At 69.4% G+C, this 14,552-nt stretch carries 14 protein-coding genes; 10 read left to right on the top strand and 4 right to left on the bottom strand.

The window, feature by feature from the left end:
* The first annotated feature begins 102 nt into the window (after positions 1-102).
* The 3 genes from DMP23_RS24545 (at position 103) to DMP23_RS24535 (ending at position 1,787) form a co-directional block, all read left to right on the top strand.
* Complete coding sequence (locus DMP23_RS24545) at positions 103-645, top strand: hypothetical protein (RefSeq protein WP_337822637.1); 543 nt, start codon at positions 103-105, stop codon at positions 643-645.
* Positions 646-806: 161 nt separating this feature from the next.
* Positions 807-1,148, top strand: a complete 342-nt coding sequence (locus DMP23_RS24540; protein WP_134668037.1) for a beta/gamma crystallin domain-containing protein — start codon at positions 807-809, stop codon at positions 1,146-1,148.
* Positions 1,149-1,283: 135 nt separating this feature from the next.
* Positions 1,284-1,787 (top strand): hypothetical protein, encoded by a 504-nt coding sequence (locus DMP23_RS24535; protein ID WP_337822636.1) that lies wholly within the window; start codon positions 1,284-1,286, stop codon positions 1,785-1,787.
* Between the two features lie 51 nt (positions 1,788-1,838).
* Here DMP23_RS24535 and DMP23_RS24530 read toward each other — a convergent pair whose 3' ends face one another.
* Both DMP23_RS24530 and DMP23_RS24525 read right to left on the bottom strand, forming a co-directional pair.
* Positions 1,839-3,404: a sodium:solute symporter gene (locus DMP23_RS24530; protein WP_337822635.1), complete on the bottom strand. Its 1,566-nt coding sequence runs from the start codon at positions 3,402-3,404 to the stop codon at positions 1,839-1,841.
* Positions 3,405-3,413: 9 nt separating this feature from the next.
* The gene (locus DMP23_RS24525; protein WP_337822634.1) at positions 3,414-4,628 is read right to left on the bottom strand and encodes an anhydro-N-acetylmuramic acid kinase; all 1,215 of its coding nucleotides are present in this window, start codon (positions 4,626-4,628) and stop codon (positions 3,414-3,416) included.
* Positions 4,629-4,767: 139 nt separating this feature from the next.
* Between DMP23_RS24525 and ftsY the strand changes: the two genes are divergently transcribed.
* From ftsY to DMP23_RS24510, 3 genes are all read left to right on the top strand, one after another.
* The gene (gene ftsY, locus DMP23_RS24520; protein ID WP_337822633.1) at positions 4,768-6,123 is read left to right on the top strand and encodes a signal recognition particle-docking protein FtsY; all 1,356 of its coding nucleotides are present in this window, start codon (positions 4,768-4,770) and stop codon (positions 6,121-6,123) included.
* A 122-nt stretch (positions 6,124-6,245) separates the two neighbouring features.
* Positions 6,246-6,563 (top strand): DUF4333 domain-containing protein, encoded by a 318-nt coding sequence (locus DMP23_RS24515; RefSeq protein WP_337822632.1) that lies wholly within the window; start codon positions 6,246-6,248, stop codon positions 6,561-6,563.
* Entirely contained in the window at positions 6,560-7,054 is a 495-nt protein-coding gene (locus DMP23_RS24510; protein ID WP_337822631.1) for a GNAT family N-acetyltransferase, read from the top strand. The genes DMP23_RS24515 and DMP23_RS24510 overlap by 4 nt, the downstream gene beginning before the upstream one ends.
* Here the strand turns inward: DMP23_RS24510 and DMP23_RS24505 are convergent.
* The gene (locus DMP23_RS24505; protein ID WP_043833101.1) at positions 7,047-7,811 is read right to left on the bottom strand and encodes an IclR family transcriptional regulator; all 765 of its coding nucleotides are present in this window, start codon (positions 7,809-7,811) and stop codon (positions 7,047-7,049) included. The two genes, DMP23_RS24510 and DMP23_RS24505, sit on opposite strands and share 8 nt — an antisense overlap.
* Before the next feature lie 108 nt (positions 7,812-7,919).
* On the opposite strand from DMP23_RS24505, the gene aceB reads away from it, so the two are divergent.
* Together aceB and DMP23_RS24495 are read left to right on the top strand one after the other, a co-directional pair.
* The gene (aceB, locus tag DMP23_RS24500) at positions 7,920-9,494 is read left to right on the top strand and encodes a malate synthase A (RefSeq protein ID WP_037810234.1); all 1,575 of its coding nucleotides are present in this window, start codon (positions 7,920-7,922) and stop codon (positions 9,492-9,494) included.
* Positions 9,494-10,690: a DUF6986 family protein gene (locus tag DMP23_RS24495; protein WP_337822630.1), complete on the top strand. Its 1,197-nt coding sequence runs from the start codon at positions 9,494-9,496 to the stop codon at positions 10,688-10,690. The genes aceB and DMP23_RS24495 overlap by 1 nt, the downstream gene beginning before the upstream one ends.
* Before the next feature lie 19 nt (positions 10,691-10,709).
* Here the strand turns inward: DMP23_RS24495 and DMP23_RS24490 are convergent, their stop codons facing one another.
* Entirely contained in the window at positions 10,710-11,135 is a 426-nt protein-coding gene (locus DMP23_RS24490) for a nuclear transport factor 2 family protein (protein WP_443111284.1), read from the bottom strand.
* Between the two features lie 121 nt (positions 11,136-11,256).
* On the opposite strand from DMP23_RS24490, the gene htpG reads away from it, so the two are divergent.
* Complete coding sequence (gene htpG / locus DMP23_RS24485; protein ID WP_037810239.1) at positions 11,257-13,143, top strand: molecular chaperone HtpG; 1,887 nt, start codon at positions 11,257-11,259, stop codon at positions 13,141-13,143.
* 69 nt (positions 13,144-13,212) lie between these two features.
* Positions 13,213-14,550: an 8-oxoguanine deaminase gene (locus DMP23_RS24480; protein ID WP_337822628.1), complete on the top strand. Its 1,338-nt coding sequence runs from the start codon at positions 13,213-13,215 to the stop codon at positions 14,548-14,550.
* Positions 14,551-14,552 lie beyond the last annotated feature (2 nt).

The following is a 14,552-nucleotide window of genomic DNA, read 5'->3' as shown; positions in this document are numbered from 1 at the left end:
CGGGCAGGCCTTGCCGGACTGCTGTCCGATCGGCCAACTGCTGCCGGATCCGTGCGTCTTCAGGGGTGTTCGCAAGCACCACATCCTGGAGGGGATTCGACAATGCGCACCATCGTGGCCCGCACCCTGATTTCCGGTTCGCTGCTCGGCGCCGCCCTCGCGGTCGCCGCGTGCGGCGGCGGCTCGCCGACCGGGCAGGCCGCAGCCGCGCCGACTGCGCTCTCGGCCGCGCCGACCGCTTCTTCCGTGGCCGCACCGACTTCTTCCGCGACGCCCACGCCGTCCGCCCAGGCCCCGGCGCACCAGAGCAAGCCCAAGCCGCACTCGACCCCGGCCAAGGAACAGCCCGGCGACCGCTTGCCGGGCAAGGGAGAACTCGGCAACGGCGCGGACTGCGGCCCGATCGACGGCCCCGGGGGCAAGGTCGACGTCGTGACCGAGGCGATGCCCGCCGGCACCGTCGGCTGCACCGAAGCGATCAACGTGATGTCCGACTATCTGGTCCAGGCGCCGACCAAGGCGGAGGGCACCGGGCGTTTCCTCGACGTCGACGGCTGGAACTGCGGATACGACGGCGGAAACGGCGGCAGCAAGCAGATTTTCTGCGGCAGCAAGGGGCTTTCGTTCCACGGCAAGGCGGTGTGAGCGCGGCACTTTTCTCTCGCGCCCCGGGTACGAACGGGTAGAAGCGGGTGCCGCGGCTGTCCGCTCGCCGTCCGGGGCTGGCACGGTCGGTCTTGTCCGGCGGTGCGGTTGAGCCGGGCGCACCTTCAAGGCAGCACTGGGAGAAAGGTTCCACAGCGATCATGCCTTCACTCGTCAAGAGACTCGCGATCGGCGGCGCCGCGGCGCTCGCGCTGGCCGTCACCGTTCCGGCCGGTCAGGCGTTCGCCATCGACCGGGTCGCGTGCAACGGCCGCACCGACTTCGTCCAGCTGCGCCTCGCGGGCGGAAGCCCGTGGGACGGCAGCGATGTCGCCTGCTTCGCCAACAGCGGCGCGACGTACGTGGACCTGGGCGGCGTCACCCGGGTCGACTCCGGCAACAACTCGGTCACCCTGTACTGGGACGGCGGCCGGACCGACCTTGGCCGCTGGCAGGGCGGCGACCTGAACTTCGTGCACGTGCGGCAGGTCGTGATCCACTAAGCGATTCCGCCGGCGGCCCGGCTTTCCCGCATCGAGGGGAGGCCGGGCCGTTCGCTGTCACACTGCCGACCCGGCGTTGGCCCCATAGAGTGAATCCGGCCGAACGGCGGCCGAGAGCCGGGGAGGTACTTCTTCATGCGCGCGATGGTGCCCAAAGCCGTTGTCACGGCGTCGATTCTCGCGTTCGGTGCCCTGCTCGCGGCTTGCGGCGGGAGCAGCGACCCGGCGGCCGCCGTCTCGTCCCCGCCGTCGGTCGCGCTCACTGTCACGTCCGTGCCGGCGAGCCCCCTGCCGAGCAGCAAAGCAGCGCCGTCGAGCAAGACGCACAGCCCGGGCGAATCCCAGGACAGCAGCTCGGACGCCGGGGAAACGGTCGGCCCTCCGGTCGACTGCGGCCCGATCGACGCGCCCCACGGCAAGGTCGGCCTGGCCGCCGCCGAGACCAAGGCCGGTCGCCCCGGCTGCACCGAGGCGATCAACGTGATCACCCAGTACTTCGAGGACGCGCCGAAAAAGGCCGAGGGCACCGCGCACGTGCTGAACGTGAGCGGCTGGCGGTGCATGGCCGACACCGGCGCGCAGGGCAGCGGCCGGATCGGCTGCGACAAGGACGGCATGGTCTTCTACACGCAGCCGTAAAACGCGCTCTCGCCGGGCTCCCGAGGGAACCCGGCGAGAGAAAAGCCCTTGCTAGGCAGGGGTTTCCGCGGGCTCCTCGACCTGCTCGACGTTCGGGTCCACACCGCGCCGCCGCAGCGACAGCAGCCCGCCCACGATCAGCGTGATCAGCACGCCGGCGAAGGTGTACCAGTAGGTCGCCAGCGGCACGAGCGTCTTCGTCGCCGCGCCGAACTGGATGTGCACCTCGGTGGTCGCCTTGTCGAATTTCACGAACAGGATCAGGAACGCCATCCCGACCACCGAGCAGGCGAACGCGATCACCGCGTCGGACTGGCGGGCCTTGCGCACCAGCAGGCCGAGGAAGAACGACCCGAGCAGCGCGCCGTAGGTGTAGCCGACGATCCCGAGGCCCTGCTGGATCACCGGGTCCTTCGAGTTGGTGAACATCGAGGCGAACACGGCGAACACGGCCGCCCAGATGAGTGTCCACATGCGACCGTGCCGGAGCAGTTTGGCGTCCTCGATCGATTTGTGCGTGAACCGCTGGTAGAGGTCGGCGATCGTGGAGGTGGACAGCGCGTTGAGCGCGGATGCGAGCGCGCCCATCGTCGAGGCGAGGATGCCGGCGATCAAGAGCCCGGCGAGGCCGACCGGAAGGTCGTTGACGATGAAGTTGGAGAACACGTCGTCGCCGGACATCTTCCCGGCCGCGACCGCGGTGGCCGTCGCGCCGGTCTTGCCGCCGGTGTAGACCCACAGCATCGCTCCGACGAGCAGGAACAGCGCGAACTGGATGAACACCACGATGGACGAGCCGATCAGCGCGCGCTGGCCGTCGCGCAGGTTCCGGCAGGAGAGCAGGCGGCCGACGATCAGCTGGTCCGCGCCGTGCGAGGCCATCGACAGGAACGCGCCGCCGACTACCGCGCAGAGGAACGCGTACGGGTTGGTGAGCAGGTTCGACGCGAAGTCGGTGAGCTGGAACCGGCCCTGGCTCGAAGCGATCTGCGTCCAGCCGGACGGCAGCTTCGTGGACAGGAAGATCACCGCGCCGATCGCGCCGAGGATGTAGAGCGACCACTGGATGACGTCCACCCAGATCACCGACTTGATGCCGCCGACGAACGCGTAGACCACGGTCAGCGCGGTCAGCAGCACGACGATGTGCCAGTACTCCGTGTGGATGCCGTAGTGGCCGAGGATCGCCTTGATCGGGATCGCCCCGGCGAACAGCCGCAGCCCCTCGGCGAGCAGCCGCGTCACCACGAAGGTGACCGACGCGGTGCCCTGCAGCCCGCGGCCGAAGCGGCGGCCGAGGAATTCGTACGCGCTCACGTAGTTGCCGCGGAAGTAGCGCGGCAGCAGCACGAACGCGGCGATCACGCGGCCGATGATGTAGCCGAACGCGACTTCGAGGAACAGGAAGGCGCTGCCGAACACGAGCCCGGGCGTCGAGATGACGGTGAGCGTGGACGTCTCGGTGGCCACCACCGAGAGCGTGACCGCCCACCAGGGCATGCTGCGCTCGCCGACGAAGTAGTCGTTCGCGGACTTCTGTCTGCGTCCGACCAGCACGCCGATGACCGGCATCGCCGCGAGGTACACGATGACGATCACCAGATCGACTGGATTCATGGGGTTCTCCTACCGTGGTTGCCCGGATTCCGCGACCCGGAGCCGGGTCGCGGCGCCCCCCAGCGGGGCGGGGAGATTCAGGGGCGCCGCACCCGGCGTCAGCGCGCCGAGCAGGCGGGGACCGCTCGCACCGGTGGCCGAGGGCAGCGTCGCCGGGACGCCGCACCAGCTCAGCCATCCGAGCAGCGCGGTCAAGTAGGCCTCTTTGCCGGAGCCGGGGAGGCCGAGGTCGTCGCTGGTGCGCAGCGCGCCTTCGGGAAGATGCCGCGCCAGCGCGGCCATGGTCGCCGGGTTCGCGACGCCGCCGCCGGACGCGACAACGGTTGCGACGCCGTGCCGCCGGCATTCCGCGGCGACCGTCGCGGCGGTCAGTTCGGTGAGCGTCGCCAGCAGGTCCTCCGCGGACAACGACGGCAGTCCGGACAGGGCTGCGTTCAGGTATCCGCCGTGGAAGTGCTCTTTGCCCGTGGATTTCGGGGGCGGGGCGGCGAAATAGGGGTCGGCGAGCAGCCGGTCGAGCAGGTCCTTCCGGACCGAGCCGGCGAGCGCGAGGCGTCCGTCGACGTCGGCGGACAGCTTGCCGTCGCTGACGTGGGCGGCGGCGAGATCGAGCAGCGCGTTGGCCGGGCCGGTGTCGTACGCGAGCACCTTGTCCGACTGCGTGACCACGGTGATGTTCGCGATGCCGCCGAGGTTGAGCGCGGCCACCGGACGTCCGGTGGCCTCGGCGAGGCCGCGCAGCCACATCGCGTCGAGCGTGCTCGCCAGCGGCGCGCCCTGACCGCCCGCGGTGATGTCGCGGATGCGGAGGTCGGCGATCACCGGCACGCCGGTGCGCTCGGCGATCCACGCCGGCTGGCCGAGCTGGAGCGTGCCGAGCGCGACGCCGTTTTCGACCCAGTGGTAGACGGTCTGGCCGAGCGAGGCGATCACGTCCACCGGCCCGTACGCGGCGATCCCGCGCGCGGCCGCGTCCGCGAACGCCTGGCCGACCCGGGTGTCGAGGACGGTCAGCTGCCGCGCGCTGCTCGGCCGCGGCGGGAACGCGTCGAGGAGGTCCGCGCGGAGGTCGGCGGGATACGGCACGTCGAGCTCGCCGAGCGGGGTGAGGACGACGGTCCCGTCGTCTTCGCGGATTTCGGCGACCGCGACGTCGATCCCGTCCACGGACGTGCCCGACAGCAGCCCGAGGACGCGGAAACAGTGGCCGGCGGGGGTGGTCATCCGATGTGGTCTAGTCAACGCGGAAGGGTGGCGCAAGACGCTTCGTGGAGTCTTGGCCGAATCGGAACCGTTCGCGTTACTCGTTGGCCTCGCGGTGGGGTGTCCGGTGGCTTGTGCACGCGGATGACAGGATGGTGGCGTGTCGAGCACCTGGTTCTGGATCGTTGTCGTCGCCGTCGTCGTCCTGGTCGCCGTGCTGGTGTCCGGGCTGCTCATCGCGCGCAAGCGGCGGATCAGCATCGCCGAACAGCGCAAGGTCGAGGAGAAGCCGAAGGGCGGCGGGTACGCCGCGAGCGGCGGGATCTCCTTCGCGTCCGGCGGAACTGCCGTCGAGGCGAAACCCGAGCCTGCTCCTTCGCCGGAGTCGTCGCCCGATCCGGTGGTCGAGCACCCCGTCGAGGACCGGCCGGAAGTCGACGGCCAGCCCGCGGTTGGCGACGACGCCGCGGTCCCGCGCGACTCCGACCAGCGCACGGTGCGCGACGTCAAGCTCCCCGAACCGGTCGAGGAAGAAGCTCCCGAAGCGGTCGTGCCGGGAACGGTCGAGCCGATCGAGGAGATCGAGTCCCCGACCGGCCGGCTCGAGCGCCTGCGCGGCCGCCTGTCGAAGTCCCGCTCGGTGTTCGGGCAGAGCCTGCTGGGCCTGCTCGGCGGCGGCGACCTGGACGAGGACTCGTGGCAGGACGTCGAAGACACGCTGCTCATGGCGGACCTGGGCGCCGCCACGACGACCCAGATCGTCGACCGCCTGCGCGACGAACTGAACCGCCGCGCGGTGCGCACGTCGGACGAAGCCCGCGAACTGCTGCACGAGGTGCTGACCGCGGCGCTGTCCACGGACGCCGAGCGCTCCGTCCGGGCCCTCCCGCACGAGGTAGACGGCAAGAAGCAGCCCGCGGTGGTCCTCGTGGCGGGCGTGAACGGCACCGGCAAGACCACCACGACCGGCAAACTCGCGCGAGTGCTGGTGGCGCAGGGCGGCACCGTGGTGCTGGGCGCGGCCGACACGTTCCGCGCCGCGGCCGCCGACCAGCTCCAGACGTGGGGCGAACGCGTGGGCGCCTCGGTGGTGCGCGGCAAGGAAGGCGCAGACCCGGCGGCAGTCGCGTTCGACGCGGTCAAGCAGGGCATCAGCGAAGGCGTGGACACGGTCCTGGTCGACACCGCGGGCCGCCTCCACACGAAGACCGGCCTGATGGACGAACTCGGCAAGGTGAAGCGAGTCGTGGAAAAGCAGGCGCGGGTGGACGAGGTCCTGCTCGTGCTGGACGCGACGACCGGTCAGAACGGACTCGCGCAGGCCCGGGTGTTCGCCGAGGTCATCGACGTGACGGGCATCGTCCTGACCAAACTGGACGGCACCGCCAAGGGCGGGATCGTGTTCCAGGTCCAGAAGGAACTGGGAGTGCCGGTGAAGCTGGTGGGGCTTGGTGAGGGGCCGGATGATCTGGCACCGTTCGAGCCTGGGGCGTTCGTGGACGCTTTGCTGGGCTGATTCGCCTGGCTGGGTGAATACGGGCTAAAGCGGACATCTCTCGCGGGGCTGCCTGCCACGGTGGGCGGCGGCACGCTGCGCGGGACGGTCCGCTCGGTTCAACCAGCCCTAGGAGAACCTCCATGCACCCTCGGATTCGCCCTGTCCTGCTCGCCGCCTGCGCGCTGGTTCTCACCGGTTGTTCCGCGCACGTGAGCGTCGGCAAGGAGGTCTCCAAGGAGAACTTCGAAAAGGGCATTTCCGACGCTCTCCAGCAGTCCATCGGCAAGCGGCCGGACACCGTCGCCTGCCCGGGACCGATCAAGGCCGTCGAGGGGGAGTCGATGCGCTGCGTCCTCACCGCGGGTGGACAGAAAGTCGGGCTCACCGCGAAAATCGGCGCGGTGAACGGCACCGAGGTGAAGTACGACGTCCAGGTCGATCAGAAACCCATGCAGTGACCCGGGTAACCCTCCGCCCGCTCACCGAAGCCGACCGGTCGCGAGTGCGCGAGATCCTCTCCGCCCCGGAAGTTTCGCAGTGGTGGGGCGATCCCGACGAGGAAACCGACGGGCTTCTCGCCAAGGACGAAGAACACGCCTACGCCATCGAGCACAACGGCCAGACCGTCGGCATCATCCAGAGCTGGGAAGAAACCACCCCCCGCTACCGGCACGCCGGGATCGACCTCGCTGTGCACCCTGGCCACTACGGACTCGGGCTCGGCTCGGAGGCGATCCGGATCCTCGCGCAGCGTCTGTTCGGGCAGGGGCACCACCGGATCACCATCGATCCGGCGGCGGCCAACCACCGTGCGATTCACGTGTACGAGAAGCTCGGTTTCCGCCGGGTCGGGATTCTCCGCGACTACGAGCAAGGGCCGGACGGAACCTGGCACGACGGTCTGCTGATGGACCTCCTCAAAGGCGAACTCAAGGGCGAACTCAAGTAACCGGCAGCTGCTGCGAAAGCCGGTCCGCCACCTTCTGCACCACCGGCGCGATGTGGCTCACCGCGTCCGCCGTCAGACGGCCGGACGGGCCCGACACCGACACCGCGGCGGGCACCGGGGCGCCGGGGATCGCGACGGCGATGCAGCGCACGCCCAATTCCTGCTCCGCCTCGTCCAGCGCGTAACCCTGTCCGGCGATCTTCTTCAGCTCCACCGCCAGCGCGTCCGGGTCGGTGAAGGTGTGCTCGGTGTACGCGGGCATTCCGGTGCGTTCCAGCAGCGACGCGACCTCGTCGGCGGGCAGTTCCGCCAGCATCGCCTTCCCCACGCCGGTGCCGTGCGGCAGGAGGCGCCGGCCGACCTCGGTGAACATGCGCATCGAGTGCTTCGAGGGCACCTGTGCGACATACACCACCTCGTCGCGTTCCAGCACCGCCAGATTCGCCGTCTCGCCGACCTCCTCGACCAGCTCCACCAGCAGCGGCCGTGCCCACGCGCCGAACTGCATGCTGGCGTTCTCGCCGAGCCGGATCAGCCGGGCGCCCAGCGCGTAGTGCCGGTTGGTGTTCTGCCGGACGTAGCCCAGCGACACCAGCGTGCGGATCAGCCGGTGGATCGTCGGCATCGGCAGCCCGGACAGGGTCGCCAGCTCCGACAGGCTGGCCTCGCCGCCGGTGTCCGCCAGGTGCTCCAGCAGCTCGAACGCGCGCTGCAGGGACTGGACGCCGCCGTCTCGTCCGCTCTTCTCAGCCGCCACCAGTGGTCCTCCTCACAGACCCGATTGATGTTCCGCTATGCAGAAACTATAGTCCGTCAGGTAAAAACCGTAGGGACGTTATCCAAAGCACTACTCGGGGTGTTGCGCATGTCTGAGGTCCAGGTTCTCGGCGGGTCCGTCGAGCGTGGGGACGAGATTCTGACGCCGGAAGCCCTCGCTTTCGTAGCGGGCTTGCACGACGAGTACGCCGCGCGGCGCGACGAACTCCTCGTCGCGCGGGGCAAGCGGCGCGAGGAGGCCCGGACCACCGGCCGCCTCGATTTCCTCGCCGAGACCAAGGAGATCCGCGAGGGCGACTGGCAGGTCGCGGGCGCGCCGGAAGCGCTGCGCGACCGCCGCGTGGAGATCACCGGCCCGACCGATCGCAAGATGACCATCAACGCCCTCAACTCCGGCGCCAAGGTGTGGCTCGCCGACTTCGAGGACGCCAACACGCCGCACTGGGCGAACGTCGTGGGCGGCCAGGTCAACCTGTCCGACGCGATCCGCGGCACCATCACGCTCGACCAGAACGGCAAGCACTACGAGCTGAAGCCGGACGTCGAGCACGCCACCATCGTGGTCCGCCCGCGCGGCTGGCACCTCGACGAGCGCAACCTGACCTTCGGCGGCCGCAAGGGCGTCGGCGCGCTGGTCGACTTCGGCCTGTACTTCTTCCACAACGCGCAAGAGCTGCTCAACCGCGGCAAGGGCCCGTACTTCTACCTGCCGAAGATGGAAAGCCACCTCGAAGCGCGGCTGTGGAACGACGTGTTCACGCACGCGGAGAAGGCGCTCGGCATCCCGCACGGCACCGTCCGCGCGACCGTGCTGATCGAGACCATCCCGGCCGCGTTCGAGATGGAAGAGATCCTCTACGAACTGCGCGAGCACGCCTCCGGCCTCAACGCGGGCCGCTGGGACTACCTGTTCAGCGTCATCAAGTACTTCCGTGACGCGGGCGAGAAGTTCGTGCTGCCGGACCGCAACTCGGTCACCATGACCGCGCCGTTCATGCGCGCCTACACCGAACTGCTCGTGCGCACCTGCCACAAGCGCGGCGCGTTCGCGATCGGCGGCATGGCCGCGTTCATCCCGAGCAAGGACCCGGAAGTCAACAAGGGCGCCTTCGACAAGGTGCACGCCGACAAGTCGCGGGAGGCCGGGGACGGCTTCGACGGTTCGTGGGTCGCGCACCCGGGCATGGTCGCACTCTGCAAGGAAGAGTTCGACAAGGTCCTCGGCGACCAGCCCAACCAGCTGGGCCGCACTCGCGACGAGGTGAGCGTGACCGCCGACCAGCTGCTGGACGTCGCCTCGACGCCGGGCAGCGCCACCGCGGCCGGTCTGCGCGCGGCGGTCGACGTCGGCATCCGCTACCTGGCCTCGTGGCTGGGCGGCAACGGCGCGGCGGCGATCCACAACCTCATGGAGGACGCCGCCACGGCCGAGATTTCGCGGTCGCAGGTGTGGCAGTGGGTCAAGAACGGCACGCAGCTGGACAACGGCGAGAAGGTCACCGCGGAGCTGGTGCGCGGCGTCGTCGCCGACGTCCGCGGCGAGCTGGCGGCGGAGGTCTCCGACGACCTGCTGAAGCCCGCGGTCGAGCTGTTCGAGCAGGTCGCGCTGGCTGACGAGTTCCCGGACTTCCTGACCCTGCCGGCGTACGAGCACATCCAGTAATGGCTGACGGACGACTCGCCGAGGACGTCTACCGCACCGCCGACGCGCGGTTGGCCGCGGCCGACGCGCGCGTGGCGGCGCGGTATCCCGGCGAGTCTCCGGGCCGTCGTCCGGTGCACACGGTGTACGTGCCGGCGTCGCAGTACCGCACCCGTCTGGTCGCCGATTGGGGCAAGCAGGCGATGCGGGTCTTCGTCGAGCACGGCGACCTGCTGAACCTCGACCCGGCGGTGGCCGAGCGGGTCCGCGAGAAGCTCCTCACCGAGCCGATCGAGGACCTCCGCATCGACTTCGAGGACGGTTACGGCCGTCCCGGCGACGAAGCGGAGGACGCGGCCGCCGAGGCCGCCGGGCGCACCCTCGCGACTACCGGCGGCACCCCGTTCGTCGGAATCCGGTTCAAGAGCTTCGAAGCCGCGACGCGGCGGCGGGGCATCCGGACACTCGACCTGTTCCTGTCCGGCTTGCTGTCCGAAGGATCGCTGCCGGACGGATTCGTGGTGACGCTGCCGAAGGTCACCGCGGTCGAACAGGTCGAGGTCGCCGCGGAAGTGCTGGGGCGGCTGGAAACCGCGTACGGACTGGCGGACCGCGCGCTGCGGTTCGAGGTGCAGATCGAGACCGCGCAGTCGATCCTTTCGACCGACGGCACGGTCTCGGTCGCGCAGATCATCCAAGCGGCGGACGGCCGGTGCTCCGGGCTGCATTACGGGACCTACGACTACAGCGCGGGTCTCGGGATCAGCGCGGCGTACCAGAGCATGGCGCACCCCGCCGCCGACTTCGCGAAGCAGTTCATGCAGGTCGCGGCTGCCGGAACGGGCGTGCGGCTGTCCGACGGTTCGACCAACCGGCTCCCGGTGGGCGACGACCTGCCGGGCGCGTGGGCCGAGCACCTGCGCCTGGTGCGGCGGTCGCTGGAGAACGGCTTCTACCAGGGCTGGGACCTGCATCCGCACCAGCTGCCGACCCGGTATGCGGCGACGTACGCCTTCTACCGCGAAGGCGCCCCGGCGGCGGCCAAGCGGTTGCAGGACTACGCGTCGAAGACCTCCGGGGGAGTGCTGGACGAGCCCGCCACGGCGGAAGCGCTGGCCCGGTATCTGCTCGGCGGATTCCACTGCGGTGCGCTGGCGGAGTCGGAGCTGCCGTTCGAACCGGCGCGGCTGGACGCGTACGCGCGGCGACAAGCCTGAACGGTCGCGAGTGCCTGTGCTACTCCGCGCAGGCACTCGCGATCGCTGCGGTGTCCCAGTAAAACGGCCGTACCTCGGCGATCCGCCCATTCTCGATCTGGATCGCCTGGAGGATCGGGAACTCCAGGTCCCGCCCGGTCGCCCGCGTCCGGGCGCGCACCTGGGTGAGCACCACCGACGTCGCGCCGACGGCGAGGAACTCCTGGTCGCCGATGTCGAACGACTCCCAGATCCGGCTCATCTCGAGGAAGAACTTCTCCAGCCCGGCGTGGCCGTGCCAGTCGCCGCCGAACGGCAGCCCGGCGGCCTGGTGCAGTACGACATCCTCGGCGAAATACGGGGCCAGCGGGGCAAACGAAGCCGAACCGGGGCCGCCGGCGGCGAAATACTCGGCTTCGGCTCGATACATGCCGTTGAGCACGGCTGCGGGATCAGTCACGGGCATCAGCCTGGCCGTCCCGGGCGGGCGCCGCTGGCGGCAATCGGACTTCGCGGTCTCCGCACGTTCTGTCGGTCGCGCTGGGTAGACTTCACGCCGGTCTTTTCAGGGGCGGGAAAGGAAACACATGGCTGAGGAAACCGGGACGGTCGAAACGCTGGAGTTCCAGTCCGAGGCGCGCCAGCTGCTGCAGCTGATGATCCACTCGATCTACTCGAACAAGGACATCTTCCTGCGCGAGCTGGTCTCCAACGCCTCCGACGCGCTGGACAAGCTGCGGCTGGAGACGTACCGCGACAAGGATCTGCAGGCCGAGACCGACAACCTGCACATCGAAATCCTCCTCGACGCCGAGGCGCGCACCCTCACCGTGCGCGACAACGGCATCGGGATGAGCCGCGACGACGTCGTCAACCTGATCGGCACCATCGCGAAATCCGGCACCGCCGACTTCCTGCGCAAGCTGAAGGAGTCGAAGGAATCCGCCGGACAGGACCTGATCGGGCAGTTCGGCGTCGGCTTCTACTCGAGCTTCATGGTCGCCGACAAGGTCACGCTGGTGACCCGGCGCGCGGGCACGGACGAGGGCGTCCGCTGGGAATCCACCGGCGAGGGCACCTACACGATCGAGTCCCTCTCCGACGCGCCGCAGGGCACGTCGGTCACGCTGCACCTCAAGCCCGCCGACGACGAGGACCACCTCTACGACTACACGTCGCCGTGGAAGGTCCGCGAGATCGTCAAGCGCTACTCCGACTTCATCACCTGGCCGGTGCAGATGGCCAAGGAAGCCAAGGATGACGAAGAGAGCGGTCTCGAGACCGTCAACTCCATGAAGGCGCTCTGGGCGCGTTCGAAGGACGAGGTCTCCGACGAGGAGTACCACGAGTTCTACAAGCACATCAGCCACGACTGGACCGACCCGCTCGAGACGGTCCGGATGCAGGCCGAGGGCACCTTCGAGTACCAGGCGCTGCTGTTCCTGCCCTCGCGCGCGCCGGTCGACCTGTTCATGCGGGACGCGAAGCGCGGGGTGCAGCTGTACGTCAAGCGCGTGTTCATCATGGACGACTGCGAAGCGCTGATGCCGAATTACCTGCGCTTCGTGAAGGGGGTCGTCGACGCGGCGGATCTGTCGCTGAACGTGTCGCGCGAGATCCTGCAGCAGGACCGGCAGATCCGCGCGATCCGGCGGCGGCTGGAGAAGAAGATCCTCTCCACGGTCAAGACGATGATGACCGAGGACGCCGAGAAGTACGCGACGTTCTGGTCCGAGTTCGGCCGCGCGGTCAAGGAAGGCCTGATCGACGACCCGGAGAACCGGGAGCAGATCCTCGAGATCTCGTCGTTCGATTCGACGCATCACGCGGACAAGCCCACCTCGCTGCGCGACTACGTGTCGCGGATGAAGGAGGGCCAGGAGCACATCTACTACCTGACCGGCGATTCGCGCACCGTCATCGAGAACTCGCCGCACCTGGAAGCGTTCCGCGCCAAGGGGTACGAGGTGCTGATCCTCACCGACCCGGTGGACGAGATGTGGACGGAGTCGGCGAGCGGCTTCGACGGCAAGACGTTCCAGTCGGTCGCGAAGGGCGAGGTCGACCTCGGCGACGAGACGTCCGACGAGAAGAAGGCCGAGTACGAGGACCTGCTGAAGTGGATGTCGGCGACGCTGTCCGACACCGTCAAGGAGGTCCGCCTGTCGTCGCGGCTGACGACGTCGCCGTCCTGCATCGTCGGCGACGCGGGCGATCTGACCCCGACGCTGGAGAAGATGTACCGCGCGATGGGGCAGGAGCTGCCGCCGGTGAAGCGCGTGCTGGAGCTGAACCCGGAGCACGCGCTGGTGACCGGGCTGCGCAAGGCGTTCGCCGAGCACCCGGAGGACACTTCGCTGGCCGAGACGGCGGAGCTGCTGCACGGCATGGCGTTGCTCGCCGAGGGCGGCGAGCTGAGCGACCCGAGCCGGTTCCTGAACCTGGTGGCGGATCGCGCGGCCAAGGCGTTGTGAGGGGTTTCGTGAGTGGCTGCCGCGGGTTCGGGGTAGCCACTCACGAGACCTTCCGGAGGTGAGTGTCGCATGAGGACAGTCGTCGAGAACGCCGCGATCGCGACGGTCAGCGGTCCCGAATACCGCAACGGACACGTCGTGCTCGAGGACGACCGCATCGCGGCTGTCGGCGACGGCGGCTTCACCGGCGAGGCGGACGAACGCGTCGACGCGAGCGGCTGCCTCGTCACGCCGGGCCTCGTGAACACGCACCATCACCTCTACCAATGGGCCACCCGCGGCCTCGCCGCCGACCACACGCTGTTCGAGTGGCTCGTCGCGCTGTACCCGGTGTGGGCCAAGCTGGACGAGGAGATCACGCACGCCGCGGGCACCGCCGGAATGGCGCGGCTCGCCCTGAGCGGCTGCACCACGGTCGCCGATCACCACTACGTCTTCCCGTCCGACGGCGGCGACCAGGTGGCCGCGCTCGTCGCCGCGCGGGAGCGGATCGGCTTGCGGCTGCACCTGGTCCGCGGCTCGATGGACCGCGGCGAATCGGACGGCGGGCTGCCGCCGGACAGTTTGGTCGAGACCGCCGATAACGCGCTCCTCGGCACCGAAGCCGCGATCGACCGCTACCACGACGCCTCGCCGGGCGCGCACCTGCAGATCGCAGCGGGCCCGTGCTCGCCGTTCACCGTCACCGGGCGGCTGATGACCGCTTCGGCCGAGCTGGCCCGGAGCAAGGGCGTCCGGCTGCACACGCATCTGGCCGAAACCCAGGACGAGGAAAAGCAATGCCTCGCCGAAACCGGCCTCACGCCCGCGGAGTACGCGGACAAACTGGGCTGGCTGGCGCCGGATGTCTGGTTGGCGCACACCGTGCACCTCGCGCCGGACGCGATCCGCCGCTTCGGCGCGACCGCGACGGGTTCCGCACACTGCCCCACGTCGAACGGCCGCCTGGGCAGCGGAATCGCCCCGGTGCGCGACCTGCTCGACGCCGGTGCTCCGGTCGGGTTGGGCGTCGACGGCGCGGCTTCGAGCGAGTCCGGCGGCTTGGCGGAGGAGTTGCACCAGGCGTTGCTGCAGGCCCGGCAACGCGGCGGGCCGAAGGGATTGACCACGCGAGAAGCGTTGTGGCTGGGCACAATGGGCGGCGCGCGGTGTCTCGGCCGGGAGCGCGACATGGGCTCGGTAGAGGTGGGGAAGCTCGCGGATCTGGCGGTGTGGGATCTGAACGGGCTGAACTACGCGGGCATCGAGGACCCGGTCGCGGCGCTGGTGCTGGCCGCGCCGCCGCCGCTGCGGAGGCTTTTCGTGGGCGGGAAAACGGTGGTGGAGACGGGTCAGCTCAGGACGGCCGACGCGACGTCGATTGCGGGCGAGTTGGCGAAGGCGAGCGCTCGGCTGAGGGAAGACTGACA

The sequence above is a fragment of the Amycolatopsis sp. A1MSW2902 genome (genome assembly GCF_017312175.1).
GTDB lineage: Bacteria > Actinomycetota > Actinomycetes > Mycobacteriales > Pseudonocardiaceae > Amycolatopsis > Amycolatopsis nivea.
The sequence above is the reverse complement of the archived record's forward strand: the minus strand, read 5'-3'. Positions and strand labels throughout refer to the sequence as shown.